This is a genomic window from Kribbella sp. NPDC020701 (assembly GCF_055562215.1).
Genome location: NZ_JBVHFT010000010.1, coordinates 259,460 through 274,578, shown reverse-complemented (window position 1 = coordinate 274,578; position 15,119 = coordinate 259,460). Strand labels below are relative to the sequence as shown.

Genomic DNA, 15,119 nt, shown 5'->3' with positions numbered 1-15,119 from the left:
CCACCCCACCGGTACCTCTACGCCCGGTACGCGCCCTGGCCCGACCCTGACTCTTGACACCGAAATGACCAAGTGATCTGATCATTTTCATGTTCCGTCCATTGGTTGGGGTAGTCGCGTTGTCACTCACGGCAGCGGGCCTCGGTCTGCCTGCCGCTTCCGCCGACCCCTCGAGCTGCAGCGCCGTGAGCACGAACTGGACCGCCCAGGCCCAGCCGCACGCCGCGCCCGAGGGCCTTCTGAACGCCTACAGCGACACCGGAAAGGGGTGGACCGGGGCGGACAGCACATACTCCGTGCCGCTGTCGGGTGGGCGGACCGCGTTCGTCTTCTCGGACACGTTCCTCGGCCCGGTGAACCCGGACGGCAGCCGTCCGACCACGACGCCGTTCATCAACAACTCGTTCGTCATCGAGCAGGGCGGGAAGCTGAAGACCGTCACCGGCGGTACGGCGACCAACCCGACTGCGCTCGTACCTCCGCCGTCCAACGGCTGGTACTGGTTCGGCGCCGCGCAGACCAGCAACGCCGGCCGGAACCTCGACGTCATCGCATTGCGGTTCGAGAAGACCGGACCGGGCCAATGGGACTGGCACTGGGCCAGCAACTACCTCGCCCGGTTCGACAGCAAGACGTTCAAGCTGCGCAGCCTCAAGCCGCTCCCGTCGGCCGCCAACGTGCAGTGGTCCGGCTGGCTGCTGCGCGACCACGGCTATACCTACATCTACGGCGTGGAGGACCTCGGCTCCTCGAAGTACCAGCACGTCGCCCGAGTCCGCGGTGACGACCTGACCGCCAAGCCGTGGGAGTACTGGACCGGCTCCGGCTGGTCGGCGGACGAGACCGCCTCCGCGCGAGTGCTCGAAGGTGTCGCCAACGAGCACAGCGTGACCCAGTGGGGTGACGGCTATCTGCTGGTCACGCATGACACGACAGAGCTGTTCAGCAAACGAGTCCTCGGGTACTTCTCCTGCTCGCCGACCGGCCCGTTCGTGAAGCCCGTCGAGCTGTACCAAACCCCGGAGACCGGTGGGAACATCATCACCTACAACTCACATGAGCATCCGGACCTGCGCCGTGGCAACGAGCTCCTGGTCAGCTACAACGTGAACAGTCTCGTCAGCGACGACCTGTACGCCGATGTGAGCATCTACCGCCCGCGGTTCCTGACCGTCACCCTTTCGGCGGCCCAGTGAGCACCCCGGGTGGCGTCGTACGCCGCAGCCTGCTGGACGATCTGGCGACGTCGATGCTCTCACTGATCGCGGACCGGAAACTGTCGGTGGGTGACCAGTTCGAGTCCGTGCGGTCGCTGGCCGAGCGGTTCAAGGTCGCCGTACCCACCATCCGGGAGGCGCTTCGCCGACTGGAGGCAACCGGAGCGGTGGAGCTCCGGCACGGCTCCGGTGTGTACGTCGGTCCGAACGTCGGTCGTCTCGTCCTGGCCAACCCCCTGGCGCTGGCACCGAGCGCGGAACGGCTGGTGGAACTCTTGCAGGCACGCGCTCTGATCGAGCCGCCGGTCGCCGCACTGGCTGCCCAGATCCGGGCCGAGACCGCACTCGAGCAAATGGAACGGGACCTCGCCGTAGCGGCCGAGCTGATCGCATCCGGCGACCATGCCCAGCTCGCCGAGGTGAACATGGACTTCCACCGCTCACTGGCGCAGGCGTCCGGAAACGCGACCCTGGCCGAGGTGGTCGAGTCCGTCACCGTCGTCAACGCGCGCGAGCAGCTGGAGATCCTGCACATCCACGGCGACCGGCAGACCGACCTGGACGAGCACCGCGCCATCTACGACGCGGTCCGCGCCGGCGACACCGAACTGGCCGAACGCCTGACCCGCGAACACCTCGACGGCGTCCTCGCCGTCATCAACCAACGACTTCAGCATCCCTGAGCTGGAAGGACGCACTCCCATGCAACGCAAGATCAACCGCAAAGCGCTCACCGCCCTCGCAGTGGCTGGTGCGCTCGCGCTGTCCGCCTGCGGGGGCGGTGGGGCCGCCGGCGGTGCCGCCAAGGGCGAGGACAAGCCGGTCGACTCGCTGAAGTTCTACAACGACAAGGGTGGCTGGAAGGACGCCTTCACCCAGGTCGGCGCGGCGAGCAAGTCCGACATCGGCGTCGGGATGGAGCCGGTCGGCTACTCCGACTCCAACACCTACACCGCGTTCATCCGGTCCTCGTTCCGGACCAAGGAGAAGGCGGACCTGTTCAGCTGGCACACCGGCAAGGAACTTCAGGACCTGGTGGACCAGAAGCTCGTCGCCGAGACGACCGACCAGTGGACCAAGGCGGTTGCTGACGGCAACATCCCGGAGCAGCTCAAGCAGTACTTCACCTACGGCGACAAGCAGTACTGCGTGCCGCTGAACGCCGGGTACTGGGTGATGTACTACAACAAGGCCGTCTTCAAGAAGGCCGGGATCACCCAGACGCCGAAGACCTGGGCCGAGCTGACCCAGGTGTCCGACAAGGTCAAGGCGGCCGGGGTCAAGCCGTTCTACCAGACCAACATCCTGTTCTCCTTCGTCTGGTTCGAGACGCTGCTGGCCGGCAAGGACCCGGATCTGTACGACGCCCTCTCCACCGGCAAGGCGAAGTACACCGACCCGGGCGTCGTCGAGGTGATGAACGAGTGGAAGAAGATGATCGACGCCGGCTACTTCAGCGACCCGGGCTCGAAGACCGAGCCGCAGGCGCAGCTGAAGAACGGCGACGTGGCGATGATCAACTTCGGCACCTGGTTCAGCGGCAACCTGAACACGCTGAAGATGAAGGCCGGCACCGACTACGACTTCTTCGTGATCCCGAACGTGAACCCGGACCTGCCGAAGACCTCGATGATCTTCGAGACCGGCCCGGTCTGCTCGGCCGCCGGGAGCGACCACGCCTCCACGGTGAAGAAGTGGACCGACTGGTGGGTCACGCCGCAGGCGCAGACCGCCTGGGCGAACTCCCGCGGTGACCTGTCGTTCAACCCGAAGGCCGAGGTCAAGGACCCTGGCCTGGCGGCGCTCAACAAAGATGTCGGAGGCGATGGCAGTGCCAGTTACCGGCTGATCAACCGCTGGTTCGAGGCGACGCCGGTTCCGGTCGCGAACAAGGCGCTCGAGGTGTTCGGCGCGTTCGTCACCAAGCCGGGCGACCCGATGCCCGGCCTGCAGAAGATCCAGGCCGAGGCGGACGCGTACTGGGCCAAGCAGAAGTGACTTCGACGATCGAGCGGGCGCCGGTCAAGCCACGGGTGAGCGTCCAGCGCTCGGCCCGGACCGGCGCCCGCATGGCGCCGCTGTTCGGGCTGCCGGCCGTGGGCGTGGTGGCACTGCTGCTGTACCTGCCGTTCCTGTGGACGACGTACGTCAGCTTCACCGATTACGACGGCCTGGCCTCACCCGTCTGGTCGGGGCTGACGAACTACAAGGCGATGTTCAGCGACCCGGACCTGGTCGGGGCGCTGACCAACACGCTGCTGTGGGTTGTCGGCATGGTGACTCTGCCCGTGGTGCTCGGGCTGCTGATCGCCGTCATGACTTATGGACACAAGTGGGGCACGTGGTTGCGGCTGCCGTTCCTGCTGCCGTACGCGATCTCCGGTGTGGCCGTAGGCGTCATCTGGGGGTTCGTGCTGCAGCCGGACGGTGCGCTCGGTCAGGTGCTCGGGTTCTTGGGCCTGCCCGGTGCGCACACCGGCTGGTTGCAGGCCGGCCCGGGCAACACGCTGATGATGATCGTGGCCGTCACCTGGCAGGCGGCGGGTGTGAACGCCCTGCTGTTCGTGGTCGGGTTGCAGTCCATTCCGGCGGAGCCGCTGGAGGCTGCCCGCCTGGACGGCGCTGAGGGCTTCAGGCTCTTCCTGCACCAGCTCTGGCCGCAGCTCCGGCCGATCACGACGGTGGTCGTCGGGCTGTCCATCGTCGGAAGCCTCAAGACCTTCGACGTGGTGTGGGTGATGACGCAAGGCGGTCCTGGTACGTCGTCGGAGACGCTCGCGCTCTCGATGTACAAGGAGACGTTCGTACTGAACGACTACGGCCAGGGTGCCGCGATCGCGCTGTTCCTGAGCCTGGTCACGTTCGCCGCGTCGATCCTCTATCTGCGCTACCAGTTGGGGGAGTCGCGTGAGCAAGGTTAAGACTGCGATTCTCGTCGTACTGGGGCTGATCTGGCTGGCGCCGGTGTACCTGCTGGTCGTGAACGCGTCCAAGTCCGTCGACGGGTTCGACGCGAAGACGGTGTGGAAACCGGCCGGGTTCGCGCTGTTCACGAACTTCGGGGACGCGTGGAGCAAAGCCGCGCTGGGCGACACGCTGGTGGCGACCACGCTGTACAGCGTCATCGCGCCGGTGATCGCCGTGCTGATCGGCGCGGCCGCCGGGTACGCGATCGTCGTACTGCGGTTGCGACGCGGGTTCCTGTGGTTCGTGTTCATCTTCGGCGGGACGATCTTCCCGCTGCAGATGATCCTGATGCCGCTGTTCTCCGGGTACGCCGACTCCGGGCTCTACGACACCCGGGTCGGGATGATCATCGTGTACACCGCGATCAGTGTGCCGTTCTCGGCGTTCGTGATGCGCAACTTCTTCACCGGTATCGCGCGCAGCGTGTTCGAGGCCGCGATCGTCGACGGTGGTGGGCTGTTCCGCATCTTCCGCAGCATCTACCTGCCGATGGCCGGGGCCGCGCTGGCCGCGATCTTCATCCTGCAGGCAACCTTCGTCTGGAACGACCTCCTGCTGGGCTTGACGCTGAGCCAGTCGGAGTCGGTTCGTCCGATCATGCCGGCGCTGACCGGTTTGCAGAGCACGTACGGCGGTGCCGCGCTGCCTACTGTGCTCGCGGGCGGTCTACTGGTCTCGCTCCCCACCGTGATCTTGTTCTTGGCTGCCCAACGCTTCTTCTCCCGGGGCCTCGCCCTGGGGCAGTTCTGAAAGGAAACAAATGCAGGACTCTGCAGACAGCGCCGCCTTCGGCGGCGGGGGCGGGGGCCGCCGCACAGTCGTCGTCACCGGTGGCGCCGCCGGGATCGGACGAGGTGCCGTCGAACGGTTTGTCCAAGCCGGTGATCAGGTTGTTGCCCTGGATCGGGATGCCGCGGCACTTGCTGGGCTCGAGAAGGAGCTCGGAGTCCGTGGGATCACCGTGGACGTCGGAGATCGTGAGGCTCTCGCCGCGGCCGCGCAGCAGGTGGAGCACGTCGATGCCCTCGTCTGTGCGGCCGGAGTCCAGCGGTACGGGACGGTTGTGGATACCTCGTGGTCCGTCTACGACGAGGTGATGGCGGTCAACGTCGGCGGAGTGTTCTTCGCCTGCCAGGCGTTCGTGCCGCTGCTCCCACGGGGCGGCAGTGTCGTCGTGGTCGCGTCGGTGCAGGCGTATGCGGCGCAGCAGGGCGTTGCGGCGTACTCGATGGGGAAGGGCGCGCTGCTCAGCCTCGTACGGGCGATGGCGGTGGACCACGCGGCGGACGGAGTCCGCGTCAATGCGGTCTGTCCGGGCTCCGTGGACACACCGATGCTGCGGACCTCGGCGGCCCAGTTCGGAGGCGGCCGGTCGACGGATGACGTGGTCGCGGAGTGGGGCCGGTCGCACCCGCTCGGGCGGGTGGCGACACCGGGAGAAGTTGCCGAGGTCATCCATTTCCTCGCGTCCCCGGCCGCGGCGTTCGTCACGGGGGCGGACGTGAAGGTCGACGGCGGGTTGACCGCCGGGCTGGCCGTCGTACTGCCGGAGGACACGAAGTGAAGATTGTCGACATTCGCGCCACTACTGTGACTATGCCTCTTGAGGCACCGTTGCGGCACAGCAACGGCGCGCATTGGGGGCGTTTCGTCCGGACCGTGGTCGAGGTCGAGGCGGACAACGGGCTGATCGGGCTCGGCGAGATGGGTGGCGGCGGTCAGAGTGCCGAGGCCGCGGTCACCGGGCTCAAGCCGTACCTGGTCGGTCACGATCCCGCTCGCACCGAGGCGCTCCGCTGGATGCTCGCCAACCCGACCGCGAGCCTCTACAACAACCGGACCCAGCTGCTGGCCGCGATCGAGTTCGCCTGTCTCGATCTGCAAGGCCGCCAACTCGGCGTACCCGTGCACGAGTTGCTCGGTGGCAAGGTCCGCGACCGGGTGCCGTTCGCGAGCTACTTGTTCTTCCGGCATCCGGCCGACGACGGGACCGGCGAGATCCGGACGGCCGAGCAGTTGGTCAAGCACGCGCGGGAACTCGTCGACGAGCACGGGTTCAGTGTGCACAAGCTGAAGGGCGGTGTCTTTCGGCCGGACTACGAGCGCGAGTGCTTCCGCGCGCTGGCCGAGGCGTTCCCCGGGCACCGCGTCCGCTTCGACCCGAACGGCGCGTTCAGCGTCGAGGAGGCGATCCGGTTCGCCCGTGGGATCGAGGACCTCGACAACGACTACCTCGAGGACCCGACCTGGGGCCTGAACGGGATGCGGCGGGTCCGCGAGAAGACGTCGATCCCGCTGGCGACCAACACCGTGGTGGTGAACTTCGAGCAGCTCGCCGCCAACGTCCGCGATCCCGCCGTCGACGTGATCCTGCTGGACACCACGTTCTGGGGTGGGATCCGCCCGTGTATCAAGGCCGCCGGCGTCTGCGAGACCTTCCAGCTCGGCGTCGCCGTCCATTCGTCCGGCGAACTCGGCATCCAGCTGGCGACGATGCTGCACCTGGGCGCCGTCGTACCGAACCTCTCGTTCGCCGCCGACGCGCACTACCACCACCTGCGTGACGACATCATTGCCGGCGGCAAGCGTCCGTACGTCGACGGCGCGATCGCGGTCCCGGACGGACCCGGGCTCGGCGTCGAGCTGGACCGCGACAAGCTGGCCGAGTACGCCGAACTGTTCCGCGAACTCGGCCCCTACCCGTACGACCGGGATCCGGCACGTCCGGACTGGTACCCCCTGCTCCCGAACACCGATTGGGCCGACCCCTCATGACCATCCCTCGCAGTGCCGACCTGGCCAGCGACGTCTTGACCCACACGTACGACGACATGTTCAACCCGCCCGGGCTGACGAACTTCCTGGGTACGGCGCAGGTCGACCTGGACGTGGTCGCGATCCGCAGTGTGAACTTCCCGCCGTACTCGCACGGCGACTGCATCACCGGTCAGCTGTACGTCGACGGCCGGCTGGCCCGCTCGTACGGCGGGACCGTCGAGGTGGTGTGGCGGCCGGACTGCGTGGTCCGATCGACCGTCGTCGACGGGCTGACGCTTCGGTCGGTCACCGCGTGTGCGCCCGGCCGGCCGGCTGTCGTCGTACGGCTCGAGCTGGAAGGTGCGCCTGGGCGGTCGGTGCGGCTCGGGTTCGCGCTGGACAGTACGGCGACCCGGTCGGGGAGTGGATGGTTGAAGCCGGAGCCGCCGTCGGAGCCGAACGACTTGAGGGTTGTCGACAACCGGATTGCCGGCACTGGCGCATCCGCTTCCGCGGTCAGCCTGCAGGGCCTCGACGTGCCGACGGTCGTCGACCGGTCGATGCTTGAGGCAACGAGTGTTCTGGATGCCTCAGGCAAGGGGCAGCTCTCGTATGTGCACGTGCTGGCCGAGGATCTGAGTGACGCGACGACGCACTTCGACGCGTGTGTTACCGACGTACCGGCGGTGATTGCTGCTGCGGAAGGCCTGTGGGACAAGGCGTTGGCGGATGCTTTCGATCCGTCGAGCGAGGGCTTCAGCGGTTCACTGCCGATCCTGGAGACCACGAACGACGCACTGCGAAAGCTGTACTGGTGGGGCGTTCTGGGTGTGATCTGGTTCCGGCGGGACAACCCGGCGAGTGTGCTTGGACGGACCTACGACACGTTGATGCCGCGCTACTGGCAGACCACGACGTTCATCTGGGACTACAGCCTCTCCTCGCTGACCCACGCATTGCTCGACCCGGAGCCGATGCGGAAGCACATCGAGCACTGGATCGACCTCGACATCCACAAGCACTTCGGGACCGAGTGGCTGACCGGAGGCCCGGTCGGCTACTGGTACTCGGTCAACGACTTCGCCATGACTCGGTTGGTCCGCGACTACGTGCGCTTCACTGGGGACTCCGGGTTCCTGGACGCGCCGGTCGGTCCCAAGCCGGTCGCGGAGCACCTGCACGACTGGGCGACGGCCTGGCGCGGTCTGCGGGGTGAGCATGCTTTGGCGGACTACGGAGGTATCGACAACCTGCTGGAGTGCGTGAGCAGCTACGTGCACGAGGTGGCGAGCTTCAACGCCGCCAACGTGTGGTGTCTCCGCGTCGCTGCGGAGGTCGCCGATCGCTCTGGTGATGCCGATCGCGCTGAACTGCTCCGCAAGGAGGCGGACGAGCAGGCCGGCCACGTCAACGAGCTGTACATCGAGGGCGCGGGCTTCTGGCACGCTCGGCAGCCGGATGGCTCAATGGTCCCGGTGCGGCACTGCTACGACTTCAACATCATCGGTACGACGATGGCCGACGACCTCTCCGAGTCCCAGCGGGCCGAGATGGTGTCGTTCTTCCAGCGGGAGCTCCAGACGCCCACGTGGATGCGCGCGTTGTCGCCGTACGACGCCGATGCGGCCTTCAGTGTGCGCCCTGACCACCAGTGGAACGGTGCCTATCCCGCCTGGCCGGCCGATGCCTCCCGCGCCCTGTTCGCCCTGGGTCGTGGGGACGTCGCGCTCGACTGGCTCCCCGGGCTGGCTCGCACCGCGAACCAGGGGCCGTGCGGCCAAGCCCACTTCGTCGAGGAAGCCGCTCCGCTGATGTCCGGCGGCGCACGCAAGTCCCCGCCGCAGTTCCCGTACCTGATCGACTGGTCCTGCTCCTCATCAGGCTCCTGGGTCAGCCTCGTCCTGGAGGGCATCTTCGGCCTCGAGATCGCCCTGGACGGCACAGTCACCGCCAACCCCCAGGTCACAGCCCTCGACCCAGCCGCTCGCCTGACAGGCCTTCGCGTTGGTTCTAAGACGTACGACATCACTGCGGACGGAATCGCCTAGGAGCCAGATACCCCCCAGCTGCGTCGCAGATCTTGTGACTCAGCTCGGGGGCATGGCGATGGCTTCCAGGAGGGACTCCTGGGCGCCTTCCAGGTGGTGGCGGAGTTCTTCGACGCATTCGTCCAGCTCGCCGCGTTCCAGCAGGCGGACCAGCTTGCGGTGGGACGCGACCTGCTGGCGCGCGTCCTGCCGCAGCGCGTCCACCCGCGCCAGCGCGAGGCGAGCCTCCCCGGTGACCGAGTCGGCAGTCGCGATCAGCCGTTCACTGCCGGTCAGCGCGACCAGGCTCCGGTGGATCGCCAGGTGCGTCTCGGTCATCGCCTCCGGGTCAGCACCATCCTTCGCGGTCGCCGCGAACACCCGCATCGCCTCGCGGACCCGCTCCCGCGCCGCCTCGTCCGCGTCGAACCACGCCCGGATCCCGGCCGACTCCAGCACGAACCGGGCCCGGCAGATGTCCGCCACCGCGTCCGGGTGCAGGATCGCCACGCTGACACCCTTGTTCGGCTCCCGGACCGCGAGCCCTTCGGTGACCAGCATGGTCATCGCCTCGCGAACGGTGCTCCGGGCAACTCCCAGCGCCTCCGCGAGTGGCTGTTCGCGTAACGGCGTACCAGGTTCGAGGTCTCCCGCGAACAGGGCGGCGCGCAGCGCGTCGACCACCCGGTCCACCGTGGTCGAGCGGTCCACCCGCAGCCGTTCGTACATAGGACGATTCTCGTCCAGTCAAGGTCCGTTGTCGCGCGCGACCCGGCCCGCGGACCGGTCCTGGCGGCTGCCTGTGGATAACTCTCGACACAATGACCTGGTTTTAGGGCAGCATTTTCCTCTGTGGCCGCCCCTCTCCCCGGACCGGCGTGGAGAGCCACTGAGCGATCGAGGAGCACATAGTGGGTGACAGCAAAGCCCTGCCGATCCTCGGCGGCGTCATGCTGGTGCTGTTCCTGCCTCTGCTGATCGTGATCGCGCTGATCGTCGGGGGCCTCGCCGGCATGGAAGCCAGCGCGTCGGACTGCGGCACCAGTGAGACCGAGGGCAAGGCGTTCGCCTGGCCGACCGACAAGCACGACATCGAGCAGGGTTGGCAGGACCCCGACTCCGAGGGCAACAGCCACTCGGGTCTCGACTTCAACGTCGACGAGGGCAGCAAGGTGTACGCCGCCGAGGCCGGCACGGTCACCTCGGTCGCGAACGACGAGGTCCGGATCAAGCACGACAAGGGTGTCGAGACCCGCTACAAGTACTTCAAGGACATCAAGGTCAGGGTCGGCGCCACGGTCAGCCGTGGCCAGGAGATCGGCACCTCGGGCTCCGGTGACGAGGCCACCCCCGGGTTGACCGGCTCGCACCTGCACTTCGAGCTGTGGGTCGACGAGAAGAACGACGGGAACCTCAAGAACACCAAGCCCGAGGACGACTCGTTCGGCGACGACGCCGCCACCAGCGACGAGGGCGGCGCGGGCTGTTGCGGCGGAGACCTGACCGGCAACAACAACGCGCAGAAGGCGTTCAACTACTTCGCCTCCAGCGGGTACACCAAGGAGCAGGCCGCCGGGATCGTCGGCAACATGATCCACGAGTCCAGCGTCGAGCCGGGCCGGCTGCAGGGCACCCCGTCCGGCAAGGTGACCAACCCGTCCGACGCGGTCGAGAGCCCGATGGGCTGGGGCATCGTGCAGTGGACGCCGGCCGGCAAGATGATCAAGCCGTCCCGCCAGGCCGGGATCGACGACGCCACCATCGTGTCGCTGCAGTTCCAGCTGGACTTCCTCCGCAAGCAGCTCAACGGTGAGACGGCGATCCCGGAGAAGGCCGCCGGCGACCAGATGAAGGCGGCCAAGACGGTCGAGGACGCCGCCGTCGCCTTCGGCCGGTACTACGAGCGCTTCGCCGGCTCCAACGACCTGAGCAACTCGCGCTACACCGAGCGCAAGGCCGCCGCCAAGGAGGTCCTGTCGACCTTCGGCGACGGCGCACCGTCCGGTGGCGGCTGCGGCGCCGGCAGCGGCAACATCGCCGCCGTCGCGAAGACGCTGGCCTGGCCGACCTCGGGGCACGACGGCACGGACAAGTCCCTCGCGACGAAGGAGTACCGGGCGGCACTGCCGAAGTACAACAGCGAGAACGGCGACCGCGTCTGGACCGACTGCGGGCGGTTCGTCGCGACCGTGATGCGGATGAGTGGTGCCGACCCCGACTACCCGATGGTGTACACCCCCACGCAGGAGAACTACCTTCGGACATCCGGGAAGTACGACGTGTTCGACAGCATCAAGATCGCGGACCTGCAGCCGGGTGACATCCTGATCGGCCCCGGTCACACGTACCTGTTCGTCGGCCCGTGGGGCAACGGCTTCAACTCGGCCGCCGGGTCCCTGGGCGACCACGTGCCGGAAGCAGGCAATGCGTACGACGTCGGTATCCCGGGCGGGTTCGCCGCCGCCCGGCTGAAGAAGAAGTAGGGAGTAGGAACGCATGCTCGAGGAGAACCGGCGACCCGTCCTGATCGGCGCGACGGCCATCGTGATCGCTGTGGTGCTGATCGGTGGCTATCTGCTCTTCCGCGGCGCGCCCGAGTCCAAGCTGACCGTGACGTCGATTCCCAACGACCTCACGCTGACGCTCGACGGGAAGCAGATCGCGGCGAACGGCGAGGTCAAGGTGAAGGCCGGCACCCACACGCTCGCGGCGGAGCGGAACGGGTTCGAGAGCTACAGCCAGACGGTGACCGCGGAAGGCGGCGACCCGTTGAGCGTGAAGATGTACCTCTACGCCAACGGCCCGGAAGGGCGCGAGTGGGCGGAGAACCACCCCGAGCAGACGCTGCAGGCCGAAGAGGAGGCCGGGCGGCGCTACGACGAGATCAACAAGCGGCTGCGGGAGAAGTACCCGATCATGGCCGCCCTGCCGTACCTCGGGCCTGGCTTCAAGGCGACGTACGAAGCCTCGAAGTCCGACCCGAAGAACCCCGAGGCGATCTCGATCGTCATCGCCACCTACACCGCCGACGGCAAAACCAAAGCCCTCCAATGGATCCAAGGCCAAGGCTGGGACCCCAACACCCTGGACATCATCTACACCACCACCAGCTAACCGTGCCGATGGGCTGTGGATAACCCACCGGCCGATCAGCCCTCCGCCGATAGACTCGAAGCGGAAGGACAGGGGCGAGGTGATCAGGCCGGCAGGACGAGCTCGCCGCCTGGGGTGGTGATGGGGTGTAGTGGGAAGTCCAGGGGGTTGGTGAGGCAGCGGATGGAGCCGCCGCCCTTGTGGAACTCCGACAGGTCGAGGACGGCGACGCGCAGGCCCAGCGCGGTGAGAATGTCGTGCAGGCGGGGGGAGCAGGACGGCATGATGATCGTCTCGTTGACGACGATCGAGTTGGCGCTGAACGCGAACGCCTCCTCGTCGGTGAGCACGATCGGGTCCGGCACGATGCCGAAGAGCTCCGCCTGGCTGGACTCGTCGAAGGCCGGCGGGTAGATCATCGCGTGCGTGCTGTCCACCGGGCAGAACGGCAGATCCAGGTGGTACATGCCTTCGTGCGCGATCCGCAGCCCACGGACGCGGATGTTCCATTCGGTCGCCAGGTGCTTGAGCGCACCGGCCTCGGTCCGCGGGCCGTATCCCACGACCAGACTGTCGCCGAAGACGAACGCGTCACCGGACTCGAAGTGCGGCCCGACGCCCTCACTCCCGGGCCGGCTCAGGGTGAACCCGTCCCCGGTGAACCACTCGGCCGCGGTCAGCGACTCCTTCCGGCGCGGTTCGAAGCGCATGTGCGAGAGCATCGCCCGGCCGTCCGCCGCCGCCAGACCGAGGTTCATCGCGTACACCATGTCCGGCGAGTCCGCCCGCTGCGCGAGTACGTCGACCTCACCGCCGGCGTCCACGATTGCCTGCCGCAGGGAGTCCCACTGCTTCAGCGCCAGCGCCGGATCCGGCTGGTCGTGCGTGGACATGTACGGGTTGATCACGTAGTCGATCCGGAAGTGGTCCGGGCGGACCATCAGATACCGGCGACCCCACTCCAGCGGCTGACCCATGAGCACCCCTTCTGACTGGTGAGATCTATTGCCAGATCCCCTGATTGTCCGACAATCAGTCAGTTTGAGGCTCGCCGTACGCCGAGTCAAACGGTGTGCCGGAGGTCGCTCCGGAGAGGGTGGTTCTGGGGTGAGGTAAGGATTAACCTGCGGGCATGACCCCTGACCATGAGGTTCGCTTCCGCGCCTGCCTGGACGATGTTGCGGCTTACAAGCCCGGTCGTCCGCCCGCGCGCACCGACGGACGGCCGACGTACAAGCTGTCCAGCAACGAGAACCCGTACCCGCCGCTGCCGGGCGTGCTCGCCGCTGCGATCGAGGCCGCGGGGCAGATGAACCGGTACCCGGACATGGGCGCCGTCGACCTGCTCGAGGCGCTGTCGGACCGGTTCGGCGTGCCGGTGAGCGATCTCGCGGTCGGGACCGGATCGGTCGCGCTGCTCTACCACCTGCTGCAGGCGACGGTCGCTGACGGTGACGAGGTGATCTACGCCTGGCGCTCGTTCGAGGCGTACCCGATCGCCGTCCAGCTGACCGGCGCGACCTCGGTGCAGGTCCCGCTGACCGTCGACGCCCGCCACGACTTCAAGGCGATGGAGGCGGCGATCACCGACCGCACCAAGGTCGTCCTGGTCTGTACGCCGAACAACCCGACCGGCCCGGTGGTCCGACGCGACGAGTTGCTCGCGTTCCTGGACGCTGTACCGACGAACGTGCTGGTCGTGCTCGACGAGGCGTACCGCGAGTTCGTCCGCGATCCCGATGTGGTCGACGGCGTGGACGTGTACCGCGACCGGCCGAACGTCGTCGTGCTGCGGACCTTCTCGAAGGCGTACGGCCTGGCCGGCTTCCGCGTCGGGTACGCGATCGGCCACCCGCCGGTGGTCGCGGCGATCCGCAAGTGCGCGCTCCCGTTCGGTGTCAGCCACGTCGCTCAGTCGGCCGCGATCGCGTCGCTCCGGGTCGAGGAGGAACTGCTCGAGCGGGTCGATGCGCTGGTCGTCGAGCGGGCCCGGGTCGTCGACGAACTGCGTGCGGCCGGCTGGGACGTGCCGGAGACGCAGACGAACTTCGTTTGGCTGGACCTCGGCGACGACACGGCGGCGTTCGCCCAGGCAGTCCAGGCCGAAGGAGTGTCGATCCGCCCGTTCCCGGGTGACGGTGCGCGCGTGACCATCGGCGAGCGCGAGGCCAACGACCTCTTCCTCGCGGTCGCCCGCGCCTGGCGCCAGTGACGGCCAAACCTCCGTCGATCATCTGGATCTCGGGAGCATCCGCCGGGATCGGCGCCGCCCTGGCCGCGGCTCCGCCGTACCGGGACGCGCGCGTGATCGACCTGTCCCGCAGCGGCGGCGGTACGGCGGAACACCTCGAAGTGGACCTGTCCGATCCGGCTGACTGGTCGCGGGTCGAGCGCCACTTCGAGGCTGAGCTCGAGGCGTATGAGGGTGACCGCGTCGTGTTCATCCACAACGCCGGCACGATCACGCCGATCGGTCCCGCGGGCGCGGTCGACCGCGATGCTTACCGGCGCGCGGTCCTGCTCAACTCGGCTGCGCCGCAGATCCTCGGCAGCGCGTTCCTCCGTGCCTCGGCACACCTCACGTGTGAACGGCACCTGGTGATGATCTCCTCGGGTGCCGCGAAGACGCCGTATGCCGGATGGTCGTCGTACACGGCCGGGAAAGCGGCGATCGAGCAGTGGGTACGCACGGTCGCGCTGGAGCAACCCGACGGATGTCGCGTGATCGCGGTGGCCCCGGGTGTCGTCGACACTGCCATGCAAACCGAGATCCGCTCCACCGACGAGCAGGCGTTCCCCGCCGTCGAGCGCTTCCACGACCTCAAGCGCACCGGCTCCCTGAGTACGCCGACCGCCGCAGCCGCCGGCATCTGGTCCCTCCTGACCCGAGACCTCCCCAACGGCGCCTGCGTAGACCTCCGAGACCTGTAGGCGCGCCCAGCGCGTGGTGCCCGGGGGGGGCCTGTATGTCCGGGGGCAGTTCCGTGGCACGGAGGCGCCGGCTCGCGGGGGCCGGCACCCCTCCTGGTGGCCGTAGACAAGCAATAACCTGTTCAAC

The 15,119-nt window shown here is 67.6% G+C and carries 14 protein-coding genes; 12 read left to right on the top strand and 2 right to left on the bottom strand.

The window, feature by feature from the left end; translation table 11 throughout:
- The first annotated feature begins 185 nt into the window (after window positions 1-185).
- Genes ACZ3HV_RS24905 through ACZ3HV_RS24870 form a run of 8 tightly spaced genes read left to right on the top strand, consistent with a single transcriptional unit; the run spans window position 186 to window position 8,989 of the window.
- A complete protein-coding gene (locus ACZ3HV_RS24905; RefSeq protein ID WP_465687368.1) occupies window positions 186-1,196 on the top strand; it encodes a DUF4185 domain-containing protein in 1,011 nt (336 codons plus the stop codon).
- On the top strand, window positions 1,193-1,900 hold the full coding sequence (locus ACZ3HV_RS24900; protein WP_465687367.1) for a FadR/GntR family transcriptional regulator: 708 nt from the start codon (window positions 1,193-1,195) through the stop codon (window positions 1,898-1,900). Before ACZ3HV_RS24905 ends, ACZ3HV_RS24900 begins: the two co-directional genes overlap by 4 nt.
- A gap of 19 nt (window positions 1,901-1,919) precedes the next feature.
- Window positions 1,920-3,215, top strand: coding sequence for an ABC transporter substrate-binding protein (locus tag ACZ3HV_RS24895; protein ID WP_465687366.1), 1,296 nt, complete (start codon window positions 1,920-1,922; stop codon window positions 3,213-3,215).
- The gene (locus tag ACZ3HV_RS24890) at window positions 3,212-4,138 is read left to right on the top strand and encodes a carbohydrate ABC transporter permease (protein WP_465687365.1); all 927 of its coding nucleotides are present in this window, start codon (window positions 3,212-3,214) and stop codon (window positions 4,136-4,138) included. The genes ACZ3HV_RS24895 and ACZ3HV_RS24890 overlap by 4 nt, the downstream gene beginning before the upstream one ends.
- Window positions 4,125-4,934: a carbohydrate ABC transporter permease gene (locus ACZ3HV_RS24885; RefSeq protein WP_465687364.1), complete on the top strand. Its 810-nt coding sequence runs from the start codon at window positions 4,125-4,127 to the stop codon at window positions 4,932-4,934. Before ACZ3HV_RS24890 ends, ACZ3HV_RS24885 begins: the two co-directional genes overlap by 14 nt.
- A 10-nt stretch (window positions 4,935-4,944) precedes the next feature.
- Window positions 4,945-5,748, top strand: coding sequence for an SDR family NAD(P)-dependent oxidoreductase (locus ACZ3HV_RS24880; RefSeq protein ID WP_465687363.1), 804 nt, complete (start codon window positions 4,945-4,947; stop codon window positions 5,746-5,748).
- A 32-nt stretch (window positions 5,749-5,780) separates the two neighbouring features.
- Window positions 5,781-6,959, top strand: a complete 1,179-nt coding sequence (locus tag ACZ3HV_RS24875; RefSeq protein WP_465687362.1) for an enolase C-terminal domain-like protein — start codon at window positions 5,781-5,783, stop codon at window positions 6,957-6,959.
- Window positions 6,956-8,989, top strand: coding sequence for a glucosidase family protein (locus ACZ3HV_RS24870; protein WP_465687361.1), 2,034 nt, complete (start codon window positions 6,956-6,958; stop codon window positions 8,987-8,989). The genes ACZ3HV_RS24875 and ACZ3HV_RS24870 overlap by 4 nt, the downstream gene beginning before the upstream one ends.
- 39 nt (window positions 8,990-9,028) lie before the next feature.
- Here ACZ3HV_RS24870 and ACZ3HV_RS24865 read toward each other — a convergent pair whose 3' ends face one another.
- A complete protein-coding gene (locus ACZ3HV_RS24865) occupies window positions 9,029-9,697 on the bottom strand; it encodes a GntR family transcriptional regulator (protein ID WP_465687360.1) in 669 nt (222 codons plus the stop codon).
- 182 nt (window positions 9,698-9,879) lie between these two features.
- On the opposite strand from ACZ3HV_RS24865, the gene ACZ3HV_RS24860 reads away from it, so the two are divergent.
- Both ACZ3HV_RS24860 and ACZ3HV_RS24855 read left to right on the top strand, forming a co-directional pair.
- Entirely contained in the window at window positions 9,880-11,451 is a 1,572-nt protein-coding gene (locus tag ACZ3HV_RS24860) for a phage tail tip lysozyme (protein ID WP_465687359.1), read from the top strand.
- 13 nt (window positions 11,452-11,464) lie between these two features.
- Complete coding sequence (locus tag ACZ3HV_RS24855; RefSeq protein WP_465687358.1) at window positions 11,465-12,082, top strand: PEGA domain-containing protein; 618 nt, start codon at window positions 11,465-11,467, stop codon at window positions 12,080-12,082.
- Between the two features lie 83 nt (window positions 12,083-12,165).
- Here ACZ3HV_RS24855 and ACZ3HV_RS24850 read toward each other — a convergent pair whose 3' ends face one another.
- Window positions 12,166-13,038, bottom strand: a complete 873-nt coding sequence (locus ACZ3HV_RS24850) for a dimethylarginine dimethylaminohydrolase family protein (RefSeq protein ID WP_465687357.1) — start codon at window positions 13,036-13,038, stop codon at window positions 12,166-12,168.
- Between the two features lie 155 nt (window positions 13,039-13,193).
- Between ACZ3HV_RS24850 and hisC the strand changes: the two genes are divergently transcribed.
- Together hisC and ACZ3HV_RS24840 are read left to right on the top strand one after the other, a co-directional pair.
- The gene (gene hisC, locus ACZ3HV_RS24845; protein ID WP_465687356.1) at window positions 13,194-14,273 is read left to right on the top strand and encodes a histidinol-phosphate transaminase; all 1,080 of its coding nucleotides are present in this window, start codon (window positions 13,194-13,196) and stop codon (window positions 14,271-14,273) included.
- Complete coding sequence (locus tag ACZ3HV_RS24840; RefSeq protein WP_465687355.1) at window positions 14,270-14,992, top strand: SDR family NAD(P)-dependent oxidoreductase; 723 nt, start codon at window positions 14,270-14,272, stop codon at window positions 14,990-14,992. Before hisC ends, ACZ3HV_RS24840 begins: the two co-directional genes overlap by 4 nt.
- The last annotated feature ends 127 nt before the right edge of the window (window positions 14,993-15,119 follow it).

Coding starts and splice junctions, on each gene's coding strand:
- ACZ3HV_RS24850 (WP_465687357.1), bottom strand. CDS start 13,038: ATGGGTCAGCCGCTGGAGTGGGGTCGCCGGTATCTGATGGTCCGCCCG.
- ACZ3HV_RS24870 (WP_465687361.1), top strand. CDS start 6,956: ATGACCATCCCTCGCAGTGCCGACCTGGCCAGCGACGTCTTGACCCAC.
- ACZ3HV_RS24880 (WP_465687363.1), top strand. CDS start 4,945: ATGCAGGACTCTGCAGACAGCGCCGCCTTCGGCGGCGGGGGCGGGGGC.
- ACZ3HV_RS24865 (WP_465687360.1), bottom strand. CDS start 9,697: ATGTACGAACGGCTGCGGGTGGACCGCTCGACCACGGTGGACCGGGTG.
- hisC (WP_465687356.1), top strand. CDS start 13,194: ATGACCCCTGACCATGAGGTTCGCTTCCGCGCCTGCCTGGACGATGTT.
- ACZ3HV_RS24875 (WP_465687362.1), top strand. CDS start 5,781: ATGCCTCTTGAGGCACCGTTGCGGCACAGCAACGGCGCGCATTGGGGG.
- ACZ3HV_RS24855 (WP_465687358.1), top strand. CDS start 11,465: ATGCTCGAGGAGAACCGGCGACCCGTCCTGATCGGCGCGACGGCCATC.
- ACZ3HV_RS24895 (WP_465687366.1), top strand. CDS start 1,920: ATGCAACGCAAGATCAACCGCAAAGCGCTCACCGCCCTCGCAGTGGCT.